The 26,657-nt window shown below is 72.6% G+C and carries 24 protein-coding genes; 13 read left to right on the top strand and 11 right to left on the bottom strand.

Annotated elements, in window-relative coordinates; translation table 11 throughout:
* The first annotated feature begins 111 nt into the window (after nt 1-111).
* The 4 genes from BMY89_RS25745 (at nt 112) to BMY89_RS25730 (ending at nt 6,713) form a co-directional block, all read left to right on the top strand.
* Complete coding sequence (locus BMY89_RS25745; protein WP_092382662.1) at nt 112-933, top strand: MBL fold metallo-hydrolase; 822 nt, start codon at nt 112-114, stop codon at nt 931-933.
* Nucleotides 930-4,538, top strand: a complete 3,609-nt coding sequence (locus tag BMY89_RS25740; protein ID WP_092382661.1) for an adenylate/guanylate cyclase domain-containing protein — start codon at nt 930-932, stop codon at nt 4,536-4,538. Before BMY89_RS25745 ends, BMY89_RS25740 begins: the two co-directional genes overlap by 4 nt.
* 191 nt (nt 4,539-4,729) lie before the next feature.
* Nucleotides 4,730-5,230, top strand: a complete 501-nt coding sequence (locus BMY89_RS25735) for a hypothetical protein (RefSeq protein ID WP_092382660.1) — start codon at nt 4,730-4,732, stop codon at nt 5,228-5,230.
* A 31-nt stretch (nt 5,231-5,261) separates the two neighbouring features.
* Nucleotides 5,262-6,713 carry a serine/threonine-protein kinase gene (locus BMY89_RS25730; protein WP_092382659.1) on the top strand — a complete coding sequence of 484 codons (1,452 nt, stop codon included), beginning with the start codon at nt 5,262-5,264 and terminating at the stop codon, nt 6,711-6,713.
* A gap of 31 nt (nt 6,714-6,744) precedes the next feature.
* Here BMY89_RS25730 and BMY89_RS25725 read toward each other — a convergent pair whose 3' ends face one another.
* Both BMY89_RS25725 and BMY89_RS25720 read right to left on the bottom strand, forming a co-directional pair.
* Nucleotides 6,745-7,080 carry a hypothetical protein gene (locus BMY89_RS25725; protein ID WP_139218011.1) on the bottom strand — a complete coding sequence of 112 codons (336 nt, stop codon included), beginning with the start codon at nt 7,078-7,080 and terminating at the stop codon, nt 6,745-6,747.
* A gap of 112 nt (nt 7,081-7,192) precedes the next feature.
* Complete coding sequence (locus BMY89_RS25720) at nt 7,193-7,546, bottom strand: winged helix-turn-helix transcriptional regulator (protein WP_092382657.1); 354 nt, start codon at nt 7,544-7,546, stop codon at nt 7,193-7,195.
* Between the two features lie 77 nt (nt 7,547-7,623).
* Between BMY89_RS25720 and BMY89_RS31145 the strand changes: the two genes are divergently transcribed.
* From BMY89_RS31145 to BMY89_RS25710, 3 genes are all read left to right on the top strand, one after another.
* On the top strand, nt 7,624-8,238 hold the full coding sequence (locus BMY89_RS31145; protein ID WP_139218010.1) for a hypothetical protein: 615 nt from the start codon (nt 7,624-7,626) through the stop codon (nt 8,236-8,238).
* 74 nt (nt 8,239-8,312) lie between these two features.
* Nucleotides 8,313-9,254, top strand: coding sequence for a transporter substrate-binding domain-containing protein (locus tag BMY89_RS31140; protein ID WP_232521543.1), 942 nt, complete (start codon nt 8,313-8,315; stop codon nt 9,252-9,254).
* Nucleotides 9,251-10,300 (top strand): hypothetical protein, encoded by a 1,050-nt coding sequence (locus BMY89_RS25710; RefSeq protein WP_092382656.1) that lies wholly within the window; start codon nt 9,251-9,253, stop codon nt 10,298-10,300. Before BMY89_RS31140 ends, BMY89_RS25710 begins: the two co-directional genes overlap by 4 nt.
* Nucleotides 10,301-10,331: 31 nt before the next feature.
* On the opposite strand, the gene BMY89_RS25705 is transcribed toward BMY89_RS25710, so the two are convergent.
* The 8 genes from BMY89_RS25705 to BMY89_RS25670 all read right to left on the bottom strand — a co-directional run bounded on the left by BMY89_RS25705 (nt 10,332) and on the right by BMY89_RS25670 (nt 20,453).
* Nucleotides 10,332-11,495 carry an acyl-CoA dehydrogenase family protein gene (locus tag BMY89_RS25705; protein WP_092382655.1) on the bottom strand — a complete coding sequence of 388 codons (1,164 nt, stop codon included), beginning with the start codon at nt 11,493-11,495 and terminating at the stop codon, nt 10,332-10,334.
* Nucleotides 11,495-13,474 carry an ATP-binding protein gene (locus BMY89_RS25700; protein WP_092382654.1) on the bottom strand — a complete coding sequence of 660 codons (1,980 nt, stop codon included), beginning with the start codon at nt 13,472-13,474 and terminating at the stop codon, nt 11,495-11,497. The genes BMY89_RS25705 and BMY89_RS25700 overlap by 1 nt, the downstream gene beginning before the upstream one ends.
* Before the next feature lie 12 nt (nt 13,475-13,486).
* Nucleotides 13,487-15,088: an acyl-CoA carboxylase subunit beta gene (locus tag BMY89_RS25695; protein WP_092382653.1), complete on the bottom strand. Its 1,602-nt coding sequence runs from the start codon at nt 15,086-15,088 to the stop codon at nt 13,487-13,489.
* Complete coding sequence (locus BMY89_RS25690) at nt 15,085-16,224, bottom strand: acyl-CoA dehydrogenase family protein (protein WP_092382652.1); 1,140 nt, start codon at nt 16,222-16,224, stop codon at nt 15,085-15,087. The genes BMY89_RS25695 and BMY89_RS25690 overlap by 4 nt, the downstream gene beginning before the upstream one ends.
* Complete coding sequence (locus BMY89_RS25685) at nt 16,221-18,035, bottom strand: acyclic terpene utilization AtuA family protein (protein ID WP_092382651.1); 1,815 nt, start codon at nt 18,033-18,035, stop codon at nt 16,221-16,223. Before BMY89_RS25685 ends, BMY89_RS25690 begins: the two co-directional genes overlap by 4 nt.
* Nucleotides 18,032-18,856 (bottom strand): TIGR03084 family metal-binding protein, encoded by an 825-nt coding sequence (locus tag BMY89_RS25680; RefSeq protein ID WP_092382650.1) that lies wholly within the window; start codon nt 18,854-18,856, stop codon nt 18,032-18,034. The genes BMY89_RS25685 and BMY89_RS25680 overlap by 4 nt, the downstream gene beginning before the upstream one ends.
* Nucleotides 18,857-18,889: 33 nt before the next feature.
* Complete coding sequence (locus BMY89_RS25675; protein WP_092382722.1) at nt 18,890-19,525, bottom strand: TetR/AcrR family transcriptional regulator; 636 nt, start codon at nt 19,523-19,525, stop codon at nt 18,890-18,892.
* A 250-nt stretch (nt 19,526-19,775) separates the two neighbouring features.
* Nucleotides 19,776-20,453: a Crp/Fnr family transcriptional regulator gene (locus BMY89_RS25670; RefSeq protein ID WP_013736306.1), complete on the bottom strand. Its 678-nt coding sequence runs from the start codon at nt 20,451-20,453 to the stop codon at nt 19,776-19,778.
* Nucleotides 20,454-20,731: 278 nt separating this feature from the next.
* Between BMY89_RS25670 and BMY89_RS25665 the strand changes: the two genes are divergently transcribed.
* From BMY89_RS25665 to BMY89_RS25640, 6 genes are all read left to right on the top strand, one after another.
* Entirely contained in the window at nt 20,732-21,334 is a 603-nt protein-coding gene (locus BMY89_RS25665) for an adenosylcobinamide amidohydrolase (protein ID WP_372433301.1), read from the top strand.
* Between the two features lie 58 nt (nt 21,335-21,392).
* On the top strand, nt 21,393-22,541 hold the full coding sequence (locus BMY89_RS25660) for a CapA family protein (RefSeq protein ID WP_092382648.1): 1,149 nt from the start codon (nt 21,393-21,395) through the stop codon (nt 22,539-22,541).
* Nucleotides 22,542-22,612: 71 nt separating this feature from the next.
* The gene (nth, locus tag BMY89_RS25655) at nt 22,613-23,392 is read left to right on the top strand and encodes an endonuclease III (RefSeq protein WP_092382647.1); all 780 of its coding nucleotides are present in this window, start codon (nt 22,613-22,615) and stop codon (nt 23,390-23,392) included.
* Complete coding sequence (locus tag BMY89_RS25650; protein ID WP_175510423.1) at nt 23,389-23,991, top strand: TlpA family protein disulfide reductase; 603 nt, start codon at nt 23,389-23,391, stop codon at nt 23,989-23,991. The genes nth and BMY89_RS25650 overlap by 4 nt, the downstream gene beginning before the upstream one ends.
* Before the next feature lie 10 nt (nt 23,992-24,001).
* Nucleotides 24,002-24,718, top strand: coding sequence for an NUDIX hydrolase (locus BMY89_RS25645; RefSeq protein WP_092382646.1), 717 nt, complete (start codon nt 24,002-24,004; stop codon nt 24,716-24,718).
* Nucleotides 24,719-24,781: 63 nt separating this feature from the next.
* Nucleotides 24,782-25,960 (top strand): MarP family serine protease, encoded by a 1,179-nt coding sequence (locus tag BMY89_RS25640; RefSeq protein WP_092382645.1) that lies wholly within the window; start codon nt 24,782-24,784, stop codon nt 25,958-25,960.
* 25 nt (nt 25,961-25,985) lie between these two features.
* On the opposite strand, the gene BMY89_RS25635 is transcribed toward BMY89_RS25640, so the two are convergent.
* A complete protein-coding gene (locus BMY89_RS25635) occupies nt 25,986-26,624 on the bottom strand; it encodes a phosphatase PAP2 family protein (RefSeq protein WP_232521553.1) in 639 nt (212 codons plus the stop codon).
* Nucleotides 26,625-26,657 lie beyond the last annotated feature (33 nt).

Raw genomic sequence — 26,657 nt, 5'->3', positions numbered from 1 at the left:
GCTACGCGATCTTGCAGTTCTCGTCGGGACGAAGAGCCCTAACAGGGGCGAATCGGCGACCAGAACTGCAAGATCGCGGAGGCTCGCCCGGGGAGTCGTACGATCGCAGCCATGGGAGGGCATGTGACGGGGGCGGTGACCGCCCTCGCCAGCGAACTGCCGGAGTGGGTGACGCTGCTGCGTGCGCCGAACCCCGGGCCGATGACGCTGGACGGCACCAACACCTGGCTGCTGCGCGCGCCGGGCGCGACGCACGGCGTGGTGGTCGATCCCGGACCAGCCGACGAGGGACACCTGGCGGCGATCGCCGCGTGGGGCCCGATCGGCCTGGTGCTGATCACCCACGGGCACGGGGACCACACCGAGGCATCTCCGCGCCTGCACGAGCTGCTCGACGGGGTGCCCGTCCGCGCGGCGGACCCCGCGTACAGCATCGGCGGCCCGGCGCTCGACGGTGCCGCCCCGGACGGGCACGGCCTGACGATCCGGCTCGTGCCGACCCCCGGGCACACCGCCGACTCGGTCTGCTTCCTGGTCGAGCACGACGGTCGGCGGGTCGTGCTGACCGGCGACACGATCCTGGGCCGCGGCACCACCGTGGTCGCCCATCCGGACGGCCACCTCGGCGACTACCTGGCCAGCCTGGAACTGCTCGCCACGTACCGGGGGATCCCGGCGCTGCCCGGCCACGGCCCGGCGCTGGCCGACTGCGGTGCCGCCGCCGACTTCTACCTCGCCCACCGCCGCGCCCGCCTCGACCAGGTCCGCTCGGCGCTCGACGAGGGCGCCCGGACCGCGCCCGAGGTGGTCGCCAGGGTCTACGCGGATGTCGACCGGTCGCTGTGGTGGGCGGCCGAGTGGTCCGTCCGCGCCCAACTGGAATACCTGGGCCGGGAATCCGACGGCGGCGACGCGAGGTTGGACCGACCGTGACCTGCCCGGTGTGCGGAACCGTCGCCGTGCCCGGCGCCCGGTTCTGCCACAACTGCGGCGCCGCGCTGCCGGCCGCCGCGACCCTGCCCGCCGCCGAGCGCCGGGTGGTGACCGTGCTCTTCGGCGACCTGTCCGACTTCACCTCCTGGTCGGAGGACCTCGACCCGGAACGCGTCGGCGCGGTCACCGACCGGGTGCTCGCCGCCCTCGCCGGGGCGGTCAAGACCTTCGGCGGGCACGTCGACAAGCTGACCGGCGACGGGATCATGGCGGTCTTCGGTGCCCCGGTCGCCCACGAGGACGACGCCGAGCGGGCCGTCCGCGCGGCGCTGTCCATGCAGCGGGCGGTCCGCCGGGTGCTCGACGACGAGCGGGGCGGCGGTGCGCCGCTGGGCCTGCGGGTCGGGCTCAACACCGGCGACGTGATCGCCGGCATCCAGGCCGCCATCGAGTACACCGTCATCGGTGACACGGTGAACACCGCCGCTCGGCTGGCCGACGCCGCCGCCGTCGGTGCCGTCTACGCCGGGGGGCGCACCGCCGCAGCCACCCGGCACGTGGCCAGCTGGCGGGCGCTGCGTCCGCTGCGGCTCAAGGGCAAGCGCGAGCCGGTCGAGGCGTACGAGCTGCTTGGTCTGCTGGACGCCCCCGGCACCCGCTCCGGTCTCGGCGACGAGGCGCCCTTCGTCGGTCGGGAGACCGAGATCGGTCGGGTTGCCGGCCGGCTCGCCGAGGTGATCGACCGCGGTGAGCCCCGGGTGCTGCTGATGACCGCCGAGGCGGGCATCGGCAAGTCCCGGTTCGCCGCCGAGGTGGAACGCCTCGCCGCCGGCTACGACGTGGGTGCCGGGCGGTACGCCGCGCACACCGGAGCGCGGGTCCTCTCGGTACGCTGCGCCGCGTTCGGCGAGCGTCGTCGGCTCGCACCCCTCGCCGACCTGGTGCGGGCCGCCACGGGCCTGCCCAACGACGCGGCCACCGCGGTCACCCGCCCGGCCGTCGAGGAGCGGTTGCGCCGGCTCGGGCAGCGGCTCAGCCGCGCCCGCACCGAACCCGCACCAGTCGCCGTCGACCAGTTGCTGGCCCTGCTCGGGTACGCCGAACTGCCCGCCGGCAGCCCCACCGACCAGGGTGAGTGGGGCAGCGCCCAGCCGTCGGTCGACGCCGACGCGGTGCCCAACGCGGTGGCCGACCTGCTCAGTGCGCTCGCCGAGGAGGCGCCGCTGGTGATGGTGGTGGACGACCTGCACGACGCCACCGCCGAGACCATCCGGGCGCTGGAGGTGACGCTGTCCCGGCTCACCGGGCCGGTACTGGTGCTGCTGCTCGGCCGGCCCGAGCTCGTCCGGACCGCCGGCACCCTGGCCCGGGTCGCGGACGCCGAGGTGCAGCCGCTGCCGCCACTGCGCGGCGCTGACGCGTCCCGGCTGCTGACCAGCTACCTCGGCGGTGGGCGACTGGCCCAGGCCGACACCGACCGTCTGCTCGCCACCGCCCAGGGCAACCCGTTCTACCTGGCCGAGCTGATCACCCTGTTGATGGAGCGCGGCGCGCTCACCGCCGGCATGGGCAACAACTGGCGGCTGGCCCCCGGTTCACTGGGCAGCCGGCTGCTCTCCCGTGATCTCGCGGCGGTGCTGGCCGCCCGGATCGACGCGCTGCCCGCCGAGGCGCGCTCGGTGTTGCGGGACGCCGCGGTGGTCGGTGACACGGTGCCCGACGGCGCGTTGGAGGCGCTGCGGGAACAGCGGTCCGGCCGGGACGGCCGCCCGGCCGCGGTCGCCGCCGTCGAGCTGGAGCGCGCGGTCGAGGAGCTGCTGCAACGCCGGATGCTGCACCGCACCCGCAGCGGGTACGCGTTCGCCACGCCGCTGATGCGGGAGGCCGCGTACTCCGGGATCAGCAAGGCGGAGCTGGCCGAGCGGCACGCCGCGCTGGCCCGTTGGGCGGCTCCGGCAGCTGGTCCCGCCGACCCGGTCGGGCCCCCGAGCGGCCCGGTCGCCGTCGCGAGTGGCCCAGGTGGCTTCAGTGAGGCGGCCCGGGACGACTTCGTGGCCGAGCACGTCGAACGGGCCACCGTGCTGGCCGACGCGGTCACGCTGCGTCCGGACGCACCGGCCCGAGCGGTCGCGCCGCTGGGCGTCGCCGCGCTCGGTCGGGCCACCCGCCGGTCACTGCACGCGGGTGAGCCGATACTCGCCGTCGAGTACGCCGAACGCGCCGCCGAACTGGCCCGCGACGGCGTACCGGCGGTTGACCGGGTGGTCCATGCCCGGGCGTTGTTGCAGGTCGGGCGGGCCGCCGACGCGCTGGCCTCCGCTGAGAAGATCGCTGCCAACGCCGGGGACGCGGCGACCCGGGCCGGTGCGCTGCTGCTCGCCGGGCAGGCCCAGCAGGCGATGGGCGACCTGCGGCGGGCCGAGTCCTGCTGGCGGGAGGCGTTGCAGGTGGCCACCGATGCCGAGCTGCCGGCCCTGCGGGCGTCGGCGATGCGCCGGCTCGGCATGGCGGACTTCCTGGCCGGGCGGCTGGGCCAGGCGAGCAGTCGGCTCGCCGCCGCCTACCAGGTCAGCCTGGGTGTGCGGGACCGCCGAGGGCAGGCGTGGTCGTTGCAGAACCTGGCCTGGGTGACCACCACCCGGGGCGACTTCGCCGGCACGGACGCGGTGCTCGGCCGGGCCGCCCGGCTCTTCGCCGAGCTGAAGGACCCGTATGGCCGGGCGTGGCTGCGCGGCACCACCGCCTTCGCCCGGCTGCTCGCCGGCCGGCTGCGGGAGGCACGTCGACTGGCCCGGATCTTCCTGCCCTTCGGCGAGCGGGTCGGCGAGGCGTGGGCGGTCGGCACCCTGCGGGCCGTCGACGCGTACGCGAATGCCGAGTTGGGTGAGCTGGTCGACGCCGACCGCGAGGCCCGGCGGGCCTACCGGGACTTCGCCGCCGCCTCCGACGACTGGGGGCAGGGCTTCGCGCTGGTGGTCCGCGGCGTGGTCGCCCGAGGGCTGGGTGAGCCGGAGCACGCCGCCGACCTGCTCACCGACGCGCTCTCCTACGGCCACCGGACGGCCCATCCGCTGCTCACCGGGATGGCCGGCACACTGCGTGGCTTCGTCGCCCTGGACATGGGTGACGTGGCCGCCGCCGAGCGGGACGCCCGGGCGGTGCTGACCAGCGTGGAGCCGCACAACCCGCAGGCGCCCGCACAGGTGGCCCCCCGGGTGCTGCTGGCGACGGCCCGGCTGGCGGCCGGCGACTCCGGCATGGCGGTCGGCCTGCTGGCCCCGGTCGCCACCGCGGCCGCCACCACGCCGTCGCTGCTCTTCTCCCGTCGGCAGTCGATGGCGCGTTACGCCTCGGCCCTGCTCGCTCACGGGCAGCGGGAGCAGGCGCTGGACTGGGCCCGTCGGGCGGTGAACCTGCCGGCCGAGGACGTCCGCAGCCAGGTGATCGCGATGAGCGTCCTCGCCGAGGCGCTGGCCGCCTGCGGGCGAGCGGCGGAGGCGTTGGCCAGCGCCGAGGATGCGGTTCGCCTGGCGTACGCCACCGAGCAGCGCAGCGAGCGGGCCGCCGCCGAGGCGTTGCACACCCGGCTGCGCATCCCCGGCTGACTCCTCCTCCCGCGCCTGCCGGGTCTACCTTGACCGTCCGGCGGTCGGTGCGGCCTGATTCGTCCGGTCGATGCGTGACCAATGCGGATCTGGCGGTTTCGGGGATGTGGCATGTCGGGGGCGGCCGCTAGCGTGGCAGTTGCACGCGGCCGTCGACGTCGACGGTCGTGCCGTCGATGGGGAGGGCTCAGATGAGGCTGCCGCGTTCGGTCGCGGGTTGGACGATCGCGGTGTTCGGCGTGCTGGCGCTGGTGATGGGCGCGGTCGGCCTGCTCTGGCCGGAGGCGCTGCTGCGGATGATCGGCTTCGAGATTCCGGAGACCCGCGCGCCCGGCGACCACACCGGTGTGTTCGTGACGGCATCGTCGATGGCCTCGTTCAACATGGGGGTCTACTACCTGCTGGCCACCGCCACCGAATGGCGCGCCTTCTACCGCTTCACGGTCGTTTTCCGGCTGGTGACGTTCACGGTCTTCACCCTCGCGGTGCTGGCCGACGTCGCACCGGGCGGGTTCTTCGGGGTGGCGGCCTGGGAGGGCGTGGGCGCGCTGGCCACCGCTGCCGGGCTCTGGTGGGACGCCCGCCGTAGCGCTTCGGGCGGTGCCGGATCGACCGCTGACGAGCCGCTGCCGGGCGACCGGAGCGGCGCCGAGACGTCGGGCGTGGGACCGGCCACCGATGCGGTTCGCTGAGCCGCCGGCCCCATTCGGTATTTTCGAAGTTGTGACCGACACCCCGCCCGGCGCCCTGCCGACGCCCATCGTGCCCGGTCTGACCGACTTGCAGGTCTTTGCCCGGGGCGGTTACGCCACGGTCTACCGCGCCACCCAGATCTCGGTGGGTCGTGAGGTCGCGGTCAAGGTGGAGAACCGGACGTTGGTCAGCGAGCGGGACCAGGCGCGTTTCCTGCGCGAGGCGCGCGCGGCCGGCCGGATGTCGTCCCACCCGCACGTGGTCGACCTGTTCGACGTCGGGGTGACCATCGACCAGCACCCCTACCTGATCATGGAACTCTGCGACGGGTCGTACGCCGAGCGGATGCGGAACTCGCCGCTGGGTGCCGCCGAGGCCCGTGACCTGGGCATCAAGATCGCGGATGCGATCGCACACTCGCACGCCGCCGGCGTGCTGCACCGCGATGTGAAGCCGGCCAACATCCTGCACTCGCACTTCAACTCGGCGGTGCTGGCCGACTTCGGGCTGGCCGTGGTCGCCGAGATGCGGGACGCGTCCGTCGCTCTGGAGGTGCTCACTCCGGCGTACGCGCCGCCGGAGATGTTCAGCCACAGCCCGCCGTCGCCGGCCGTCGACGTGTACGCACTCTGCGCCACCCTCTACGCGGTCATGCACGGGCGACCGCCCCGCTGGCAGGCCGAGCGCAATCCGAGCCTGGTCACGGTCATGGAGATGTTCCACCAGCCGATCCCCAACCTGCCGGGCATCCCCGAAGGGCTGGTCGACGTGCTGCGCGCCGGCATGGCCAACGATCCCGGCGACCGGCCCTCCGCCGCGGAGCTGCGCGACCTGCTCACCAATCTGTCGCTGGACACCCCGACGCCCGCTGGCATGGGCGCACCGACCGGCAATGCCGCCGGCCACCCAGGGAAGGCTGCGGCGACCCCCACGGAGAGCTCCACCGAACGTCACCGCCGGCGACGTTGGTTCCTGGGTGCCGCGGCCGTGGTGGCGCTCGCCGCGTCGGCGGGTGTCGGCGCCTGGGCAGCCGGTGGTGTGCCGTCGTCGCAGCCCACCCTTCCGGCCCGCCCGGCGGCGACCGGCGTGCTCCGTCCGGGCTGTGCCACCCTGCCGGGGGCGCTGCCCGACGGCGCTCAGTGCGCGCCGGAGCTGGAGTGCTTCGGGCCGGTGCAGGTGCGTGGCCAGCGGGCCGAGGCGAGCCGGGTGCCCTGCGATGCCCGGCACACCTGGGAGAGCTACGCCCAGGGGCAGTTGCCCGCCGCACTGGTCGATGCCGGCCACGACGAGATCGTTGCGGATCCGGCGGTGCGCCGGGTCTGCAACGAAGGGACGTTCCAGAGGTTCAGCGGGCTGCGGCAGACGGCCGGTTGGAATCTTGAGGTGCTGCCGCCGCCCGACGGCGACATCGACCGTACCTACCGGTGCCTGGCCGGGCGGGGCCTCGATGGGCTGGCTTCACCCACTCTGACCAGCGGCTGACCGCCCCCGACCGGCGTCGCCGTGCGATTGGTCAGCGGCTGCGGTCGTCGCGGCGGTGACGGTCCCGCATCGCACGGATCGCTTCACGGTCGCCCAGTGTCTCCAGCGTGTCCGCGTCGACGCCGGGCGGCTCGACCGCCGCGTGGACGGAGGGCCCACCCGGACCTGGTCGGCCGTCGGCGTCGCGCTGCCGGGCGGCGGTCACGGCCACACCTGCGACGGTGGCGAGCAGGACGCAGAGCAGGGCCATGGCGACGCCCAGCAGGTCCTGTCGGCGCCCGGCGATCAGCACGATCAGCAGCCAGAGTGCCCCGAGCGCCGCGACCGTCGCCACGGTCCGTGCGTCAGGTCCGGGGAACCGTCTCACCCGTCCAGAATGTCGGAGATTGCCGATCTGTCAACGGTGGTCGCGGGCGGGATCCGAAACAGTAGACAACATCTACACGCAGCGTGAATGGGTCATCACGCCAGGCGTCGGTTCACCCGCCGTCGAGCCGTCGGGTGCCGGGTAGGTGAGCGGTTCCCCAGGTCGCGATGGCGTCCAGGACCGGGGCGAGGTCCCGGCCGCGCTCGGTCAGTCGATATTCGTGCCGCCGGGGTCGTTCACTGTAGGGGCGGCGAGCGAGGATCCCGCACTCTTCCAGTCGGCGCAGTCGATCTGTGAGTGTGTTCGTCGGTGCCCCCTCGGCTGAGGCTGCCAGGTCCGCGAAGCGCAGGTCGCCTCGGAACAGCAGGTCGCGCACGATGAGCAGGGACCACCTGTCGCCGACGAGATCCAGCGTGCCGGCGATCGCGCAGTCCGAGCGGGGTGCCGGGCTCCGGGCCGATGGCATTCGCACCTCCTGGTCACTTGCACTGTACAAGCTACGCCCCTACAGTCGCTTGCAAAACAAAAGTAACTGGAGGGGCGATGGCGGCACCAACACGTACCCGGTCTCCCTGGAGGTCCACCCCGGCCGCGGTCATCGCCGCCGGTTGGTTCAGTGCCGCGCTCGCCGCGAGCGCCCTGGGCGCCTTCCGTACGCCACCCGGAGAGCCGCCGGTGGTCCTCGCGCTCGCCGCCGGTGCCCCGCCGCTCGTCGTGCTCATCCTCGGTCTGCGTTCGTCGCGATTCCGCGCCTGGGCCCGCGGCATCGACCTACGGTTCCTCACCCTCCTGCAGACCTGGCGGGTCGCCGGACTGGCGTTCTTGGCGCTCGCCGCCGTCGACGCCCTGCCCGCCGGCTTCGCCCTGCCCGCCGGCCTCGGCGATGTGGCCATCGGGCTGACCGCGCCGCTGGTGGCGCTCTTCGTGGTCGATCGCGCCGACCGACTGTTCGTCGTGTGGACGGCCGTGGGTATCGCCGATCTCCTCCTGGCCGTCGCCCTCGGCGTCCTCTACTCGGCCAGCCCGGCCGGTGTCCTGCTCGCCGATGTCGACACCGGACTCATGTCCACCCTGCCGATGAGCCTCGTCCCCGCCTTCGGTGTCCCTGTCACCCTGGTCGCCCATCTACTGTCGCTGATCAACCTCACCGACCGCTGAGGCTGTTCCGCCCCTCTGGACAGCGGTTATTACTGTCGGTGTCGTATGGACTCCGACACGTAGCGAGGTGGCCAGTGGGCGAAAGCGTTTCCAGGTTCCGGTACCGCTCGGTCGCCACCACCGCCGCCGTGGCGCTGACGCTGCTGCTCGGCGCGGCGGCCGGCTGTGACAGCCGACAGGAGCCGGAGCTGCCCTCCGTGCAGGAGAAGCTCCGCGAGTCGCACATCTGGGGCCAGCCCGTCCTGCGGATCGGAGTGGCGGAGGACGAGCCGTTGATGGGCGAGGTACGCAACGGCGTCCATGTCGGTTTCGACGTCGAGATCGCCCGCTACATCGCCGCTTCCCTCGGCTACGTGGGCGACCACCGCATCGAGTTCGTCAGCGTGTCCACCGAGGACCGGATTCCCGCCCTCCAGGGCGGCATCGTCGACCTCGTCGTCTCCAGCTTCTCCATCACCGAGGATCGTAAGAAGCACGTCAGCTTCGCCGGGCCGTACTTCGTCACCACGCAGGAGGTGCTGATCCCGACCCGACACCGGGACACGATCCGCACCATCGAGGACCTGCGCAACCCGAAGTACAAGATCTGCACCAGCGGCGGCTCGACAAGCGAGGCCGAGCTGGAGGAACACCAGGTCCCGATGCTGGTGGTCAAGGACGTCCGGGACTGCGTCAAGGGCATCCGGGCCGGCAGGTACGACGCGGTCAGCTCCGACCTGACGATCCTCGCCGGTTTCATGGCCCGCCACCCCAAGGACTTCGAGATCGTCGACATGCCGTTCGGCACCAGCGAACTGCTCGGCGTGGGCGTGCCGATCGGCGACCCGGCGCTGCGCGACCTGGTGGCGTACTTCCTGCACAAGAGTTACCAACAGGGGCTCAAGGGGGAAGCCAGCCCATGGCAGACCGCTTACAACCGGACGCTGGGGCCGTGGCTGCGGGTCGAGAAGCGGCAGCCGCCGCCGCTGGACGTGCCGGAGCTGGTCGACTTCGACGACAAGGTGCCCCAGCGATGAGCACGGCGGCGGCGACCACTCGCAGTGAACCCGCCACCGACGTCGGGCCACCGTCCGCCGAGCCGACCGGGACGGCGGCCGGTGGCTGGGACCAGGTGGAGCGCCGGGCGCGGGCCAGCCAGTCGTTCTGGACGGCCGTGGTCGGCGTACCGGCGATCTTCTCGGTCCTGCGACTCGGCGTGGAGGCCGGCGGTGAGCTGCAGACGACGCTGCTGCTGGTAGCCAATGTGGGGCCGGTCAACCTGCTCGCCGGCTTCCTCACCACGGCGGCCCGCCTGCTCTCCACCGTGCTGGTCGCGGTGTTCGCACTCGGCGGCGTGCTCGCCGCCAGCGCGCACGGAATGCCCCGCCGGCCGCTGCTGGCCCGGTGGATGGAGATCACGCCGAGCTGGTTCGTGACGGCGAGTTTCCTGATCGCCCTGGTCACCTGGCCGCTGCTGTACCTACCACTGCTGCTGCCCACCTTGGCCGCGGCGTTCCAGCTCCGCCCGGAACGCCTGCACGAACACCCCGTGGTGCGCGCTCTGATCGTCGCGGCGGGGTACGCCGGCTACCTGTGGCTGCTCCTGCCGACGCTGCGCATCGCCTGGCGGGAGGGGGCGACGCTGCCGATCCTGCTGCTGGTCGTACCGCCGCTGCTGGCCCTCTTCGTCGCCGGGCCGCTGCCCGGGGTGGTGATCCGGCCGCTCGCCTCGGTGACCCAGCTCGCGGTGCTGGTGGTGCTGGCGTGGGCGGCGCTGCCGGTGATCAGCACGCCGGTGCTGCCGCTCACCGTGACCACCGTCGGCACCTCCGCCGAGGCGACCGAGGAGATCCGTGGGCACGTGGTCACCACCGACGATGTCAACATGGTGATCCTTCAGGAGCGCGGTGGGGTGCGCTACGTGCCGGTCGAGCAGGTACGCGGCCAGGTGCTCTGCCCCTCGGAGGAGGAGCTGCCCCGGCACCAGCTGCGGATCCACGACTTCCACGTCGAGGACTCGCTGCTGGAAGGGCTGGGACGACGGGTACGCCCGGTCCACCGGATGGACGCCGCCTGCCGTTGACGGTGCCGGGGCGCAGGCGGTCAGGCTCCGCTCAGTACGACTTGTCCTGACCCAGTACGTGTTGGGCGACGAAGTTGAGGATCATCTCGCGGCTGACCGGGGCGATCCGGCCCGCCCGGACCGCCCCCAACAGCGTTGCCACCCCGTACTCGGTGGTCATGCCGGCGCCGCCGAGCGCCTGCACCGCCGTGTCGACGGCGAGGGCCGCGGCCTCGCCGGCCGCGTACTTGGCCATGTTGGCGGAGATGCCGGCCTCCAGGTCGCGGCCGGCGTCGTAGAGGGTCGCGGCCTTCTGGATCATCAGCCGGGCCAGCTCCACCTGCACCGCGGCGTGCGCCAGCGGATGTGACACGCCCTGGTGCGAGCCGATGGTCCGACCGCCCCACACCGACCGGGTCGCGGTGTACTCCGAAGCCCGCTCGATGGCGTACCGGCCGGTGCCGGCGCCCATCGCGGCGACCGTGATGCGCTCCGGGTTCAGCCCGGAGAACAGCGCCGGCAGGCCGGCGTCCAGGGACTCGCCGACCAGCGCGTCGGCGGGCAGCCGCACCTCGTCCAGGTAGAGCAGGAACTGGTTCTCCGGGGACACGATCTCCATGTCCAGCTTGGACCAGGTCATCCCGGCGGCTCCGGTCGGCACGACGAACAGTGCGGGCTTCAGCTTCCCGCTCGCCGTGTCCTCGGTACGAGCCACCACGAGGACATGACCGGCCTCGTCAACGCCGGAGATGTAGCACTTGCGGCCCGACAGCACCCAGTCGTCGCCGTCGCGGCGGGCCGTCGTGGCGAGGCGGTGGAAGTTCGAGCCGGCCTCCGGTTCGGTGATCGCGAAGACGATCTTCTGCGAGCCGTCGGCGAGGCCGGGCAGGTGACGCTTGCGCTGCTCCTCGGTGCCGTGCCGGTTGATCACGGTGGCAGCGATGGCGGGGGAGACCACGAGCAGCAGCAGCGGGCAGCCGGCGGCGGCCAACTCCTCGCAGACGATGGCCAGGTCGGTGATGCCGCCGCCCCCGCCGCCGTACTCGGTGGGGATGTTGACACCGAGGTAGCCGAGCCGGCCGGCCTCGTGCCACAGCTCGGTGGTGTGCTCGCCGGCCTTCGCCTTCTCCACGAAGTAGCGGTGACCGTACCGCCTGCCCAGCGATCGGACCGCGTCGCGGAGCTGGTCCTGCTCCGCGGTGAGGTCGAAGTTCATCACGATGCCTCCTCAACAGGGTCGACCACGGCCAGCACCGCACCAGTGTCGACCTGCCCGCCGGCCAGCACCGGCAGCTCGGTTACCACGCCGCCGGTCGGGGCGAGGACGGGATGTTCCAACTTCATCGCTTCCAGGGTCAGCAGCAGGTCGCCGGCGGCGACGCGCTGACCGACCTCGACGTGCACCCGAGCCACCGCGCCGGGCAGTGGCGCCAGCAGCGATCCGGCGGCCAACTCCGCGCCGGGCAGCGGGAAGCGTGGCAGCTCGGCCAGGCTCGCCGCCCCGTCCGGGCCGTCCACGAACACCTCCGGCCCGACCCGGTGTACGCGGTACGCCCGCCGTACCCCGTCGACGTCGAGCACCACCCGCTGCCCGGTGGCCCCGACCAGGGTGACCGTCGGCGGTGGCTCGCTGCCCGTCGACGTCGACCACTCGGCGAGACCGCCGGTGCGGTCCAGGCGGTACCGGACCTCGATCTCGCCGCCGTCGGGGCCGGCGAAGCGAGCGACCTGCGGGAAGGCGGGCACGTTGCGCCAGCCCGAGGGGAGCCCGGTGAGCACCCGGGCGGCGACGCGGCGGTCAGCGGCCGACGCGAGCGCGGCGGCCAGGGCGGCCAGCGGAAGTTCACCGGCCGGCAGCAGTGCGGCGAAGACCTCGGGGTGCCGGTCCAGGAAACCGGTGTCGACCTCGGCCGCGCCGAACTCCCTGCTGCGCAGCACCCGGACCAGCAGGTCGCGGTTGGTGGTGACGCCGTGCAGCTCGGCGCGGGCAAGCGCGGCGGCCAGGATACGGGTGGCCCCGGCGCGGGTGGGTGCCCAGGCGACCAGCTTGGCCAGCATCGAGTCGTAGTGGACACCCACCGTCGAGCCGCCCAGCACACCGGAGTCGAGCCGCAGGCCGCGCGTCGGGGTGAACTCGCCGACGACCCCGGGAACAGTGAAGCGGTGCAGGGTGCCGGCGGCCGGACGGAAACCCTGGGTCGGATCCTCGGCGCAGAGGCGTACCTCGATCGCGTGGCCCTCGACCGGCGGAGTCGCCGCCAGCGGCAGCGGCTCGCCCTCGGCGACCAGCAACTGCAGCCGGACAAGGTCCAGCCCGGTCACCGCCTCGGTGACCGGATGCTCCACCTGAAGACGGGTGTTCATCTCCAGGAAGTAGAACTCGCCGTCCGGGGCGAGCAGGAACTCCACCGTGCCCGCGCCCAGGTAGTCGACCGCCTGGCCGGCGGCGACCGCCGCCGCGTGCAGCCGCTGCCGCAGCTCCGTGACGACGATTGCCGGCGCCTCCTCGACGATCTTCTGGTGCCGGCGCTGGATCGAGCAGTCGCGCTCACCGAGGGCCAGCACCGTGCCGTGCCGGTCGCCGACGATCTGCACCTCGACGTGCCGGCCACGCTCGACGTACCGCTCGATGAAGACCGTGCCGTCGCCGAAGGCCGCAGCCGCCTCACGGCGCGCGCTCGCGACGGCCTCGGCGAGCCCACCGGCGTCGCGGACGATCCGCATGCCGCGACCGCCGCCCCCGGCGGACGCCTTGACCAGCACCGGAAAGCCGGTGACCTGCTCCGGGTCGGTCCAGCTGGGCAGCATCGGTACGCCCGCGTCGGCGAGCAGCGCCTTGGCGGCCAGCTTGTCACCCATCGCGGCGATCGCCTTCGCGGGCGGACCGACCCAGGTCAGCCCGGCATCGGTCACCGCCGCGGCGAAGTCGGCGTTCTCGGCGAGGAAGCCGTAGCCCGGGTGGATGGCGTCCGCGCCGGACCGGCGGGCCGCGTCCAGGATCGCCTCGATCCGCAGGTACGTCTCGACGGGTGTGTTTCCCGGCAGCCGGACCGCGTGGTCGGCCTCGGCGACGAAGGGCGCGTCGGCGTCCGCGTCGGAGTGCACGGCGACCGTCTCGACACCCAGCGCCCGACAGGTGGCGAAGACCCGACGGGCGATCTCCCCACGGTTGGCCACCAGCAATCTGGAAATCATGTGGAAGGTCTCCTACATCCGGAAGACGCCGAAGCCGTCGGCGCCCTTCACCGGTGCGTTGTGGACGGCGGACAGGCAGAGGCCGAGGACGGTACGGGTGTCCCGGGGGTCGATCACCCCGTCGTCGTAGAGCCGGCCGGAGAGGAAGAGCGCGCCGGACTGCGACTCGATCTGCTGCTCGACCATCATCCGCATCGCCTTGTCGGAGTCCTCGTCGAACTCGTGGCCGCGGGCGGCGGCGGCCTGCCGGGCCACGATGGACAGCACCCCGGCCAGCTGCGCCGGGCCCATCACCGCCGAGCGCGCGTTCGGCCAGGTGAACAGGAAACGCGGCTCGTACGCCCGGCCGCACATGCCGTAGTTGCCCGCGCCGTACGAGGCACCCAGGTTGACCGTCAGGTGCGGCACCTTCGAGTTCGACACGGCATTGATCATCAGGGCGCCGTGTTTGATGATGCCGCGCTGCTCGTACTCAGTGCCGACCATGTAGCCGGTGGTGTTCTGGAGGAAGATCAGCGGAGTGTCGGCGGCGTTGGCGAGCTGGATGAACTGGGTGGCTTTCTGCGCCTCATCGCTGAACAGCACGCCCCGGGCGTTGGCCAGCACGCCGACCGGATATCCGTGCAGCTCGCCCCAGCCGGTGACCAGCGCGGTGCCGTAGGCCGGCTTGAACTCGTCGAACTCGCTGCCGTCGAGGACCCGGGCCAGCACGTCACGCGGATCGAACGGCACCTTGAGGTCGGCACTGACGATGCCGAGCAACTCCTCCGGGTCGTACTTCGGCGGTCGCGGTATCGGGTTGCGCGGTGCCGGACCCCGCTTACGCCAGTTGAGTCGGCGTACGCACTGTCGGGCCAGCCGGATGCCGTCCCGCTCGTCGGCCGCGAGAAAGTCGGCCAGGCCGGACTTGGTGGCGTGCATGGCCGCGCCGCCCAGCGACTCGTCGTCGGCGTCCTCGCCGGTGGCCATCTTCACCAGCGGCGGCCCGGCCAGGTAGACCTGCGACCGTTCCCGGATCATGATGGTGAAGTCCGACATCCCGGGCACGTAGGCGCCGCCGGCGGTGGCGTTGCCGAAGACCACGCTGACCGTGGGGATCTTCTCGGCCGAGAGCCGGGTCAGGTCGCGGAACACCCGTCCGCCCGGAATGAAGATCTCCGCCTGGGTGGGCAGGTCGGCGCCGGCCGACTCGACCAGGTTGACCATCGGCAGCCGGTTTGCCAGGGCGATCTCGCCGGCCCGCCGGGTCTTGGCGAGCGACCACGGGTTGACCGCGCCGCCGCGTACCGTCGGATCGTTGGCGACGATCAGGCACTCGACGCCCTCGACCACGCCGATCCCGGTCACCACGCTGGCCCCGACCGGAAAGTCCGTGCCGTACGCCGCCGCCGGCGACAGCTCCAGGAACGGGCTGTCCTGGTCCAGCAGCAGCTCGATGCGCTCCCGGGGAAGCAGCTTGCCGCGCTTGTGGTGCCGGGTCACGTACTTCTCGCCGCCGCCCTGGCGCGCCTGGTCCAGCGCGGTGTCCAACTCGGCGAGGCGTTCCAGCAGCGCCTCCCGGTTGGCCCGGTGCGCCGGCGCGGCGGGGTCGACCGTGCTCTCCAACGTGGTCATAGGCCCATGCCCTTCGCGACGATCTCGTTCATGATCTCGGTGGTGCCACCGCCGATGCCGAGGATCCGGGCGTCCCGGTAGTGCCGTTCCACTTCGGCGTCACGCAGGTAGCCGAAGCCGCCGTGCAGTTGCAGGGCCTGGTCGACCACCCAGTCGCCGGCCGCCACCGCCACGTTCTTCGCCATCGCCACCTCGGTCACCACCGGCTCGCCGGCGGCTACCCGCGCGGCCACCTGATGCACGTACGCCCGGGCGGACTCGGCCCGGGTGTGCATCTCGGCCAGCCGGTGCCGGACCAGCTGTCGGCTGGCCAGTGGCCGGCCGAAGGTGGACCGGTCCCGGCACCAGTTCACGGTCAGCTCGACGCAGCGCTGCGCGATGGCGTACGCCTGGGTGGCCAGCGAGAGCCGTTCGGCGGCGAACTGCTGCATGATCGCGAGGAAGGCGGTGTTCTCCTCGCCGATCCGGTTCGCCACCGGCACGCGTACGTCGACGAAGGAGAGTTCGGCGGTGTCCGAGCAGTGCCAGCCCAGCTTCTCCAGCCGACGGCCGACGGTGAACCCGGGCGTGCTCTTGTCGATCACCAGCAGGCTCAGCGAGCCGTCGCCCGGAAATCCGGTGCAGACCGCGGTGGTCACGAAGTCGGCCCGTACGCCGCTGGTGATGTAGGTCTTCGCGCCGTTCACCACGTAGTGGTCGCCGTCGCGGCGGGCGTGGGTGCGGATGCTCGCCACATCGGAGCCGGCATCCGGTTCGGTGATCGCCAGGGCGCCGATCATCGAACCGGCCAGCGTGGGCCGGGCGTACCGGTCGATCAGGTGCGCTTCGGCGGTGGCGACCAGGTGTGGCAGCGCGATGCCGTGCGTGAAGAGGGCGGCGACCAGCCCCGACGAGCCGCCGGATCGGATGATCTCCTCGGTGACGATGATCGAATCGAGCAGGTCGCCGCCGCTGCCGCCCACCGACTCGGGAAAACCGATGCCGAGCAGGCCGACGGTCGCGGCACTGGCGTGCAGCTCACGGGGTACCTCGCCGGCCCGCTCCCAGTCGGCGAGGTGCGGCAGCACCTCCCGGGTCACGAAGGCCCGGGTCAGCTCACGCAGCTGCCGGCGCTCCGGCGTGTCCACGATGGTCACGGCCGCACCTGTCCGGTGGGCGAGGTGGTCGACGCCGGTTCGGCGGCGGGCGTGGGCGGGGTGGTCGACGCCGGTTCGGCGGCGGGCGTGGGCGGGGTGGTCGACGCCGGTTCGGCGGCGGGCGGCCCGAGGGGCAGCTCCGCGGGCAGGTCGACGATCCGGGAGCGGAGCAGCTCACCGAGCGCCTTGGCCTGCGGATCGAACCTGGTGGAGGCGGCCACCCCCTGCCCGAGCAGCCCTTCGATCACGAAGTTGACCGCCCGCAGGTTCGGCAGCTCGTACCGGGCCACGGCCAGCGGGGCGGTCTCCGGCAGTAGCTCGGCCAGCCGCTGCACGGTGAGCCAGCCGCGCAACCAGGCCCAGGTCGCGTCCGTACGTGCCCAGACACCGAGGTTCGCGTCGCCGCCCTTGTCTCCCGAACGCGCCCCGACCAATTCGCCCAGCGGCGCCCGCCGACTCGCGCCGCCGGCGGGTGAGGAGGGGCCCCCGGTTAACGCCTGGTGTTGTACAGGGGGCCCCGGCAAACACGTCACCGGCGGTGCGGCGATCGGTCGCCGGGTGCCGTCCGGCAGCACGGCGACATGGGCGACGGCGTCCTGCGGCACCGTCTCGGCGGTGAAGACACCGTACGGGGTGGCGTCACCGGGCAGCGTGGTCAGCGTGCAGCCCGGGTAGGAGGCCAGCGCCAGTTCCACCGCCGCCGCCGAGAAGGCCCGCCCGGCCCGCGCCTTGTCACCGTCGCGCAAATGTACGTGCAGCAGCGCGCTCGCCGACTCGGTGTCGGTGGCGTCGGGGTGGTCGGTGCGGGCCAGCGTGAACTCCAGCCCCTCCTTGCCGACCGCCTCCTCCAACTGCCCCCGGACCAGGGCCGCCTTGGCCGGGATGTCGAGCCCGCAGAGCACGAAGGTCATCGAGTTACGGAAGCCGCCCAGGTTGTTGACGCCGACCTTGAGCGTCTCCGGTGGGGGTGTGCCACGGACGCCGGAGACGCGTACCCGGTCCGGCCCGTCCTGGCCCAACCGCACCGTGTCCAGCCGGGTCACCACGTCCGGCCCGAGGTAGGCCGGCCCGCCCACCTCGTACAGCAGTTGGGCGGTGACCGTCTCGACGGTGACCGCCCCGCCGGTGCCGGCATGCTTGGTGAGCACCGCGGAGCCGTCCGGGTGCAGCTCCACGATCGGGAAGCCCGGCCGGTGCCCCCGGTCGGGCAGCTCGGTGAAGAAGCTGAAGTTGCCGCCGGTGACCTGGGCCCCGCACTCGATCAGATGGCCGGCGACGGTGGCGCCGGCCAGCGCGTCGAGATCCTCGCGCCGCCAGCCGAAGCGGGCGATGGCCGGGCCGACGACCAGCGAGGCGTCGGTGACCCGGCCGGTCACCACGACATCCGCCCCGGCGTCGAGGCAGGCGGCGACGCCGAACGCACCGAGGTACGCGTTGGCGGTGAGCGCGTCCGGCCGGGCCAGGGCGTCGCCCTCGACGTACCCGATCCGGACGGGCAGGCCGAGCCGGTCGGCGAGCGAGCGGATCGCGGCGGCCAACCCGGCCGGGTTGAGCCCACCGGCGTTGGTGACCAGCGTGACCCCCCGGTCGAGCGCGGTGCCCAGGCAGCCTTCCAGTTGTCGGAGGAACGTCCTCGCGTAGCCGAGGTCGGGGTCGCGCATCCGGTCCCGGCCGAGGATGAGCATGGTCAACTCGGCCAGGTAGTCGCCGGTCAGCACGTCCAGCTCGCCGCCGTCGAGCATCTCCTGCCAGGCGGAGAACCGGTCGCCGTAGAAGCCGGAGGCGTTGCCCACCCGCAGCACCCCAGTCATGCCGGCGTCCTGGCGTCGTCGTCGCCGCTGGCAGCGGCGGACCGTGGGGCACGGCCGGTGCCGGGTGGGCCGGCGAACACCTGCGCCACGTCCAGCCACTCGTCGGCGACCGGCCCGTCAGCTACCAGGGCGAGGTCGGCGCGGTGCCGGCGCTGGGTCACCAGCAGGCAGAAGTCGCGCGCCGGGCCGATGACCCGGTCGGTCGCGTCCGGCGGCCCGAAGGCCCAGATCTCCCCGTCGCCCGTCGGTGCCACCAGCTCGACCCGGGCCGGCGTCGTCGGCACCGCCCGGCCGTGGGCGGCAAAACCGTGCCCGAGGGTACGGAAGCCCAGGTACGCGATGTGTCGAAGTCGGGCGGTGGCGGGGCGGGAAACGCCGAGCGCGTCGGCCACATCCTCGCCGTGCGCCCAGGTCTCCATGATCCGCGCGGTCGCCATCGAGGCCGGAGACATCCGGGTGCCGTACCACGGCAACTTCTCCCCGGACGGGACTGCGGCAAGGGACGCCGCAAGCGTCGAGCGGCCGGCCCGCCAGCGCTCCAGCAGCGCGGCCGGCGGGGCGAGGAACGCCTCCGCGCCCGCATCGACCAGGCGGGACACCTCGGGGGCGGAGGTGACCGAGGCGTAGAACGCGTCGGCGTCGGTCGCGGCGAGGTGGGCCACGTGGTCGGTCCAGGCCAGGTGGGCGATCTGATGGGAGATCGTCCAGCCGGCCGCCGGGGTCGGTCGGCCCCAGTCCGGTGGTGGCAGTGGCGCGACGAGCGCGTCGAGCTGCTCGGATTCGGCGGCCAGATCCGTGAGCAGTGCGGTCAGGTCGACCATGGTGCCTCCGGGCGGGTTGGACCGGTCAGGATGTCAGTGCCGCTCGCTCCCGGGCGGGTCGTCGGCGGGGGTGAGCAGGTTGGTGAACTGGCGCTTCCAGGCGTGCAGCAGGGCGGCGCGGCGGGCCGAGTCGTCATTGAGCAGGTTGGCCACGCCGAGGCCGCGCAGCAGGTCGAGGGTCGCCTGCACCGCCTCGCGTACGCCGGGCTGCCGCTCGTCAACGCCGAGCAGCTCGACGGTCAGCCGGTGCATCTCGCGGCCGACCCGGGTTTCCAGCGGGAGCAGCGCGGCGCGCAGTTCGGCGTCGGTGCGGGCGGCTACCCAGAGTTCGAGGGCGGCGACGAAGAGCGGTCCGGTGAAGGCGGCGGCGAGTAGGTCGACCACCCGGTCCAGCCGGCTCGGGCCGGCCGGCAGCGCCTCGGCCTCGGTGCGCAACTCCTCCGCCCGGCGTTCGGTGAGGTGCGCGACGGCAGCGGTGACCAGGGCGGTCCGGGTCGGGTAGTGGTGCAGCTGGGCACCCCGGGAGACGCCTGCCCGGGCCGCCACGACCGTGGTGGTGGTACCGGACCAGCCGTGCTGGACCAGGCACTCGACGGTCGCCTCCAGCAGCCGGGCCTGGGTGGCGCGGCTGCGTTCCTGCTGCGGGACGCGGGTCGATGCGGCGGGCACGGGCACAGCCTGCCGGGCACAAAACAAACAGTCAAGACTGACTTTTATGGGCCGGGCTGAAGGGCCGGGCTGGAAGGGAAAGACCCCTGCTGGCGTCTTTGCTCTGCTTCAACCCGCGCGACGGTCTGGGCCGCGCACTGTTGCCTGGGTTGAAGCAGAGCAAATCGCCGTGACGTCGTGGGCTGTCCGGCTCTGCTGGACGCCCGCGCCGGGCAGCGCCCGGCAGGCGCCCCGCTCCGGACGGACCGGGTCAGACCCGAGCGCGGCGGGCCAGGCGCTCCGGGTCGAGGATGATGATGCTCTTGCCGTCCAGCCGGAGCCAGCCGCGCGAGGCGAAGTCCGCCAGCGCCTTGTTGACCGTCTCCCGGGAGGCGCCGACGAGCTGCGCGATCTCCTCCTGGGTCAGGTCGTGCGTCACTCGCAGCACCCCGCCGTCGCGGGTGCCGAAGCGGCCGGCCATCTGGAGCAGGTTCTTGGCGACGCGGCCGGGCACGTCGGTGAAGATCAGGTCGGCCAGCGCGTCGTTGGTCCGGCGCAGCCTGCGGGCGAGTACCCGCAGCAACTGCTCGGCGATCTCCGGCCGGTTGTTCAGCCACGGCCGCAGGGCCTGCTTACGAAGTCGGGCCAGCCGGCTGTCGGTGACCGCGGTGGCGGTCGCCGTACGCGGACCCGGGTCGAACAGCGACAGCTCGCCGACCATGTCCGACGGACCCATCACGGCGATCAGGTTCTGCCGTCCGTCCGCCGCCCGGCGACCAACTTTGATCTTGCCGGACAGGAGGATGTAGAGACTGTCGCCAGGCTCGCCCTCGTTGAAGACGACCTCGCCCTTGCGGACCTCGATCGTCTCCATCTCCTTGGCGAGCGCCTCGGCAGCCTCAGGGTCAACCCCCTGGAAGATCCCGCTGCGAGCCAGTACCTCGTCCATCGCGCACCTCCGGTTGCGCATGCCGTCCATCGGCCGGGTCCGCCGTCCGCTGATCCCTCGCGCGCCGACCAGTCTAGGCGCACGTGAGCAGGAATCAGAGGTCCACCCCTGGAATCTTGATCGTTGGGCGTAACGTGCCCGTTGTGAACGCCTACTAGGATCGCGCGCCTGGTCGGGCAGGGTACAGGCGTGTCCGGGCCCGGCCGTAGGGTCGCGATGTGCGCAACGAGCCGCTGCTGATCACCCGCCGCGAGGGCGAACGGGACATCCCACTGCTCATGTGGCGTTTCGGGCGATCGCTGCGGGCGGTCAGCTCCGCACCACTGGGCGGCGGAATCGGCATACGGCGGTGGGTGCTGAACGCGACGGTGCCCATGTCGTACGACCGGGACGACCCCGCCGAGCACCTCGCCGCCATGGCCCGGGACCTCGGCCTCGACGGACCCGGGGTGGGCCTGCTGACCGGTGTCGACGTCGGCGAGGTGGTGGCCCGCACCGACACCGGCGTGCAGGTCTGGGCCACCGTCGGCCTGGGTACCCCGATCCCCGCCGCCGCCCCCACGGTGGCCGCGGCCGCGCAGCCGGTTGGCACGGTCAACATCGTGGCGTACGTCCCGGCCCGGCTCGGCGACGCGGCGCTGGTCAACGCGGTGGCCACGGCCACCGAGGCGAAGACCCAGGCGATCACGGAGCTGGGTCTCCCCGGCACCGGCACCCCGACGGACGCCGTGGTCGTGCTCTGCCCCCCGGACGGCCCGGTCCACGCCTACGGTGGGCCGCGTTCCACCTGGGGAGCGCCGCTGGCCAGAGCGGTGCACGCCGCCGTGCTGGCGGTCGGCGTCGACACCGTCGTCCCATGGTCGGATCGGCTTCGGAGCTGAAACTCCCCGACCGATTGGCCGTCGTCCTGGCGTTTGCCGCACGGTAGGGTCGCCCACGATGTACGCTCGCGCCCCCCTCGCGTCCCGACCGCGCCGCCACGCTGTGGCCGCGCTCGCCGCGCTGCTCGCCGCCATCCTGCTCGCCGGCTGTGCCACGACCGACGAGGGCCCGATCTGGCAAGCCGGCGCGGGCGGCGGTGACACGGGCGCGCCAGTCGAATCGAGCGCCCCCGAGGTCAAGAAGATCTCGCTCTCCGCCACCGGCGACATCGTCATGGCCATGGCCCCCAACCGGCTGCCGCCCAACAACGGCAAGGGCTTCTTCGACTCGGTCAAGAAGGCGCTCGCCGCCGACCTGGTGATGGGCAACCTGGAAGAGCCGTTGACGGTGGACACCGGCACCGGCAAGTGCGGGGCCAACTCCACCCGCTGCTTCCAGTTCCGGGCCCCGCCGGAGTACGCCGCACATCTCGCCGACGCCGGATTCGACCTGCTGAACCAGGCCAACAACCACGGCTACGACTTCGGGCCGAAGGGGTACGAAAACACCCAGAAGGCGCTGGAGGAGCACGATCTCGCACACACCGGCGCGCCCGACCAGATCACGGTGGTCGAGGTCAAGGGCGTCAAGGTCGCCGTCGCCGGCTTCTCGTCGTACCGCTGGTCGAACAGCCTGGTCGACATCCCGGCCGCCAAGAAGGTGATCGAGAAGGCCGCCGACCTGGCCGACATCGTCGTGGTGCAGGTGCACATGGGGGCCGAAGGGTCGGAGATGACCCGGGTACGCCCGGGCACCGAGATGTTCCTCGGCGAGAACCGGGGCGACCCGATCAAGTTCTCCCGCGCGATGATCGACTCAGGTGCCGACCTGATCGTCGGCCACGGACCGCACGTGCTGCGCGGCATGGAGTTCTACAAGGGCCGGCTGATCGCGTACAGCCTGGGCAACTTCGCCGGCGGCGGCAACTCGCTGAGCAACAACGGCCGCCTCGGCTGGGGTGGGGTCCTCAAGGTGTCGCTCGAAGCGGACGGCACCTACGCGGGTGGCTCTTTCGCCTCCACCTACATGGACGGCGTCCGCAAGCCGGTGATGGATCCCGACGACCGGGGCCTCGGACTGCTCCGGGACCTCACCGAGCTGGACTTCCCGGAGACCGGTGCCCGGTTCACCGACTCCGGAAAGATCAACCTGCCGGCCGCGGACTGAGCGCCCGCTCCAGCCGCTGCCGGCGGGCAGGGGCCGCAAGAGAGTCACCCCGGCGACGTAGGCTGGCCGTTGTGACCAGAAGCGCCACCGAGACCGACCTGGGTCGTACGCGTCGGGCGCGGCGGATCGGCCGCGCGCTGACCGAGACGCATCCCGACGCGCACTGTGAACTGGACCACCGCAACGCGCTGGAGCTCGCCGTCGCCACCATCCTCTCGGCCCAGTGCACGGACAAGAAGGTCAACGAGGTCACCCCGAAGCTCTTCGCCCGCTATCCGACCGCCGCCGACTACGCCGGGGCGGATCGCGGCGAGATGGAGGAGATGATCCGGCCGACCGGCTTCTACCGCAACAAGACCAACTCTCTGATCCACCTCGGTCAGGCCCTCGTCGAGCGGTACGACGGCCAGGTCCCCGGCCGGCTGGCCGACCTGGTCACGTTGCCCGGGATCGGGCGCAAGACCGCCAACGTCATCCTCGGCAACGCCTTCGACGTGCCCGGCATCACCGTCGACACCCACTTCCAACGGCTGGTGCACCGTTGGCGGCTGACCGCCGAGAGCGACCCGGTCAAGATCGAGCATGCGATCGGGGCGATGTTCCCGAAGCGCGACTGGACCATGCTGTCGCACCGGATCATCTTTCACGGCCGCCGGGTCTGCCACGCCCGCAAGCCCGCCTGCGGGGCGTGCACGCTGACCCAGCTCTGCCCGTCGTACGGCACCGGGCCGACGGAGCCGGCCGCCGCGGCGAGGCTGCTCAAGGGCCCCCGGGCCCGCGACCTCGCGGCCGCCGCCGGAGTCGATCCCGTACTGGTCCCGGTGCAGGCGATCCGGGCGGAGGCGCCGTGATCCGCCGGCTCGCCCTGCTGACCCTGCCGCTGCTGCTACTGACCACGACGGCCTGCACCGCTGACACCGAGACACCAGCGCCGAACCGGCAGGACGCGGTCGCCGCCCGGCCGTCGCCGTTCCAGGACTGCGCCGGCCTGACCGGCGGCCCGGCCGGCACCGACGACGCGGCGGGTGACCCCCTACCAGAACTCACCCTCACCTGCTTCACCGGCGGCGCACCGGTCTCGCTGCGAGACATACCCGGGCCTGCTGTGATCAACGTCTGGGCCTCCTGGTGCCCGCCCTGCCGCAAGGAACTGCCCGCCTTCCAGCGGCTCAGCGAACGCGCCGAAGGGCAGTTGCGGGTGATCGGGGTGAACAGCCGGGACAGCCGCAGCGCCGCCCAGTCGATCGGCGAGGACTTCGACGTACGTTTCCCGATGCTGTTCGACCAGGGTGAGGCGATGCAGCGGGCGCTGCGTCGCAACGCGGTGCCGCTGACCATCTTCGTGGACGCCCAGGGCGGCATCCGGCACATCGACAGCTCCGGCGCGCTGGACGACACCCGCCTGTCCGGGCTCGTCCAGCAGCACCTCGACATCTCGGTACCGGCGTGAGCGAGCGCCAGTGAACGATCATCAGCGAGCGAACCACCATCAGCCGCCGCCGGATTGGCTGCAGCCACTGCTGGGGCGGCTCGGCACCGCCCGGACCGAGGATTTCACCCAGCTGCGTACGCCCGAGCGCGGTGGCCGGGAGAGCGCGGTGCTGGTGTTGCTCGGTGAGGACGCCGTCACCGGCCCGGACGTGCTGGTCCTCCAGCGGGCCGCCACGCTGCGTAACCACGCCGGCCAGCCGGCGTTCCCCGGTGGTGCCGCCGACCCGGAGGACGCCGACGTCGCCGCGACGGCGCTACGGGAGGCGAACGAGGAGGTCGGTCTCGACCCGGCCAGCGTCACCCTGCTGGCACAGCTGCCGAGGCTGTGGATCCCGGTCAGCGAGTTCGTGGTGACGCCGGTGCTCGCCTGGTGGCACGCGCCGCACCCGGTGGATTCGCGGGAGCCGGCCGAGGTCGCGCACGTCGCCCGCCTGCCGATCGCCGAGCTGGTCGAGCCGGAGAACCGGGTGCGGGTACGCCACCCCAGCGGCTGGGTGGGGCCGGCCTTCTCCGTACGCGGGATGCTCGTCTGGGGATTCACCGCCGGGGTGCTGGCCGCGCTGTTGGAGATGGGCGGCTGGAGCCGGCCGTGGCCCACCGGCCGGCTGGTCGATCTTCCGCCGATCGGTGCGTGGCCCGCCCCGTCGGCCGGCACGGACGGCGTCGACGAGAGCGCCCTGCGCTGATCTGACCGTCACCTTCCGCAAGCGATCGTCATTCCACGAGCTCCGGGCCCGTACGCTTGAGCCGTGTCGGCCGTGGATCTCGTACTGCTGTTGCTCATGCTCGTGTTCGCGGTCAGCGGATACCGACAGGGATTCGTCATCGGGGTGCTCTCGTTCTCCGGGTTCTTCCTGGGCGCCCTGATCGGCCTCCAGGTCGGGCCGCTCTTCGCCCAGCAGTTCGTGGACGGCGGAACCCGGGTGCTGATCTCTCTGGTCGCCATCTTCGGCCTGGCCGTGGTGGGTCAGGCGCTCGCCGGCTGGCTCGGCTCCCACCTGCGCCGCACCATCAACAGTGACGTGGGGCGACGAGCCGACGACGTCGGCGGCGCATTCGTCTCGCTCTTCGCGGTGCTCCTGGTCGCCTGGCTGGTCGCGGTGCCGCTCGGCTCCTCCTCACTGCCCTGGCTCGCCGCCTCCGTAAAGAGCAGCGCGCTGCTCAATGTGGTGGACCGGGTCATGCCCGACCAGGCCCAGCAGCTCTCCACCGCACTGCGGGACACCGTGGACACCAACGGCTTCCCGGACGTCTTCGACGGGCTGCGCCGCACCCAGGCCCGGCAGGTGGAGCCGCCCGACCCCGCACTGGCGGGCTCGGCGGTGGTGTCCAGCGGCCAACGCTCGGTGGTCAAGGTGCTCGGCTCCGCGCCGAGCTGTTCCCGGCGGATCGAGGGCTCCGGCTTCGTGTACGCCGACGACCGGGTGATGACCAACGCGCACGTGGTCGCCGGCACCCGCTCGGTGGCGGTGGAGCTGCGCGGCGACCGGTACGAGGGCGAGGTGGTCGTCTACGACCCGGACCGGGACCTGGCGGTGCTCTACGTGCCCGGGCTGCCCGGCCCGTCGATGCGGTTCGCCGCCGGCAACGCCGCCACCGGCGCGGACGCCATCGTGCTCGGGTTCCCGCTGGACGGGCCGTACAACGCCCAGTCGGCGCGGGTGCGGGACGTCGACCGGATCGAAGGGCCGGACATCTACTCCTCCGGAAGCGTGAACCGGGAGATCTACACGATCCGGGCGCTGGTCCGCAGCGGCAACTCCGGCGGGCCGCTGGTCTCCTCGAACGGCCTGGTGCTCGGGGTGATCTTCGCGGCGGCGGCCGACGACCCGAACACCGGCTTCGCGGTCACCGCTGCCGAGGCCCGACCGGTCGCGCTGGCCGGCGCGGAGCGTACCCGGGGCGTCGGCACCGGCGAGTGCACCTGACGGCAGCGCCGGTACCCCCGCGCCCTCAGCCTGCCCGTACCCGTGGCCAGAAGTTGACGGCGGCGTAGGTGGCGGCGACGACCGCTGCCCCGAGCAGCCAGCCGGCGAGTACGTCGCTGGTCCAGTGGACGCCGAGCGCGACCCGGCTGAACCCGGTCACCACGGCGATCAGCAGGGCGCCCGACCACACCGCCGCGCGAGCCGCGGAGCGGGCCCTGGTGCGGGGCAGGAAGACCACCACGAGGACTCCGGCGGCGAGTGCCGCGTTCAGCGCGTGGCCCGAGGGGAAGGCCAGACCGGGCGCCTGCGCCACCGGGTCCGGCAGGTCCGGTCGGTCCCGGCCGACGAGCAGTTTGAGTAGCGGCCCGAGCAGGCCGCCGAGCACCATGGTCGTGGTGACCCAGGTGGCGAGTCGCCGGGCGTCGCTGTGGGCCAGCCAGATCACCAGGGCCAGCGCCGCGGCGCGCAGCGGCATCGGGGCGAAGATGTCTGTCCATCCGCTCATCACCCACACCCAGGACGGATGGTCGAGGGCGTACCCGTGCAGGTGCGCGGTGACCGCCACGTCGAGTCGGCGCAGCGGCGACCAGTCACCCGCCACCAGCGTGGTGAGCAGTGTGAACGGCACGAGCAGCAGCACGCCGGAGGTGGTGCGGGCGGACAGGTTCGGCGGATCGTCCCGGCGTACCGGAAGGAC

Origin of the sequence: Micromonospora phaseoli, from assembly GCF_900109115.1 — a bacterium.
GTDB lineage: Bacteria > Actinomycetota > Actinomycetes > Mycobacteriales > Micromonosporaceae > Micromonospora > Micromonospora phaseoli.
The sequence above is the reverse complement of the archived record's forward strand: the minus strand, read 5'-3'. Positions and strand labels throughout refer to the sequence as shown.

Excerpts from the sequence above, each read along its gene's own strand:
- BMY89_RS25745 (WP_092382662.1), top strand. The coding sequence starts at position 112 with ATGGGAGGGCATGTGACGGGGGCGGTGACCGCCCTCGCCAGCGAACTG.
- BMY89_RS25735 (WP_092382660.1), top strand. The coding sequence starts at position 4,730 with ATGAGGCTGCCGCGTTCGGTCGCGGGTTGGACGATCGCGGTGTTCGGC.
- BMY89_RS25720 (WP_092382657.1), bottom strand. The coding sequence starts at position 7,546 with ATGCCATCGGCCCGGAGCCCGGCACCCCGCTCGGACTGCGCGATCGCC.
- BMY89_RS31145 (WP_139218010.1), top strand. The coding sequence starts at position 7,624 with ATGGCGGCACCAACACGTACCCGGTCTCCCTGGAGGTCCACCCCGGCC.
- BMY89_RS25710 (WP_092382656.1), top strand. The coding sequence starts at position 9,251 with ATGAGCACGGCGGCGGCGACCACTCGCAGTGAACCCGCCACCGACGTC.
- BMY89_RS25705 (WP_092382655.1), bottom strand. The coding sequence starts at position 11,495 with ATGAACTTCGACCTCACCGCGGAGCAGGACCAGCTCCGCGACGCGGTC.
- BMY89_RS25700 (WP_092382654.1), bottom strand. The coding sequence starts at position 13,474 with ATGATTTCCAGATTGCTGGTGGCCAACCGTGGGGAGATCGCCCGTCGG.
- BMY89_RS25695 (WP_092382653.1), bottom strand. The coding sequence starts at position 15,088 with ATGACCACGTTGGAGAGCACGGTCGACCCCGCCGCGCCGGCGCACCGG.
- BMY89_RS25685 (WP_092382651.1), bottom strand. The coding sequence starts at position 18,035 with ATGACTGGGGTGCTGCGGGTGGGCAACGCCTCCGGCTTCTACGGCGAC.
- BMY89_RS25680 (WP_092382650.1), bottom strand. The coding sequence starts at position 18,856 with ATGGTCGACCTGACCGCACTGCTCACGGATCTGGCCGCCGAATCCGAG.
- BMY89_RS25670 (WP_013736306.1), bottom strand. The coding sequence starts at position 20,453 with ATGGACGAGGTACTGGCTCGCAGCGGGATCTTCCAGGGGGTTGACCCT.
- BMY89_RS25665 (WP_372433301.1), top strand. The coding sequence starts at position 20,732 with ATGTGGCGTTTCGGGCGATCGCTGCGGGCGGTCAGCTCCGCACCACTG.
- BMY89_RS25660 (WP_092382648.1), top strand. The coding sequence starts at position 21,393 with ATGTACGCTCGCGCCCCCCTCGCGTCCCGACCGCGCCGCCACGCTGTG.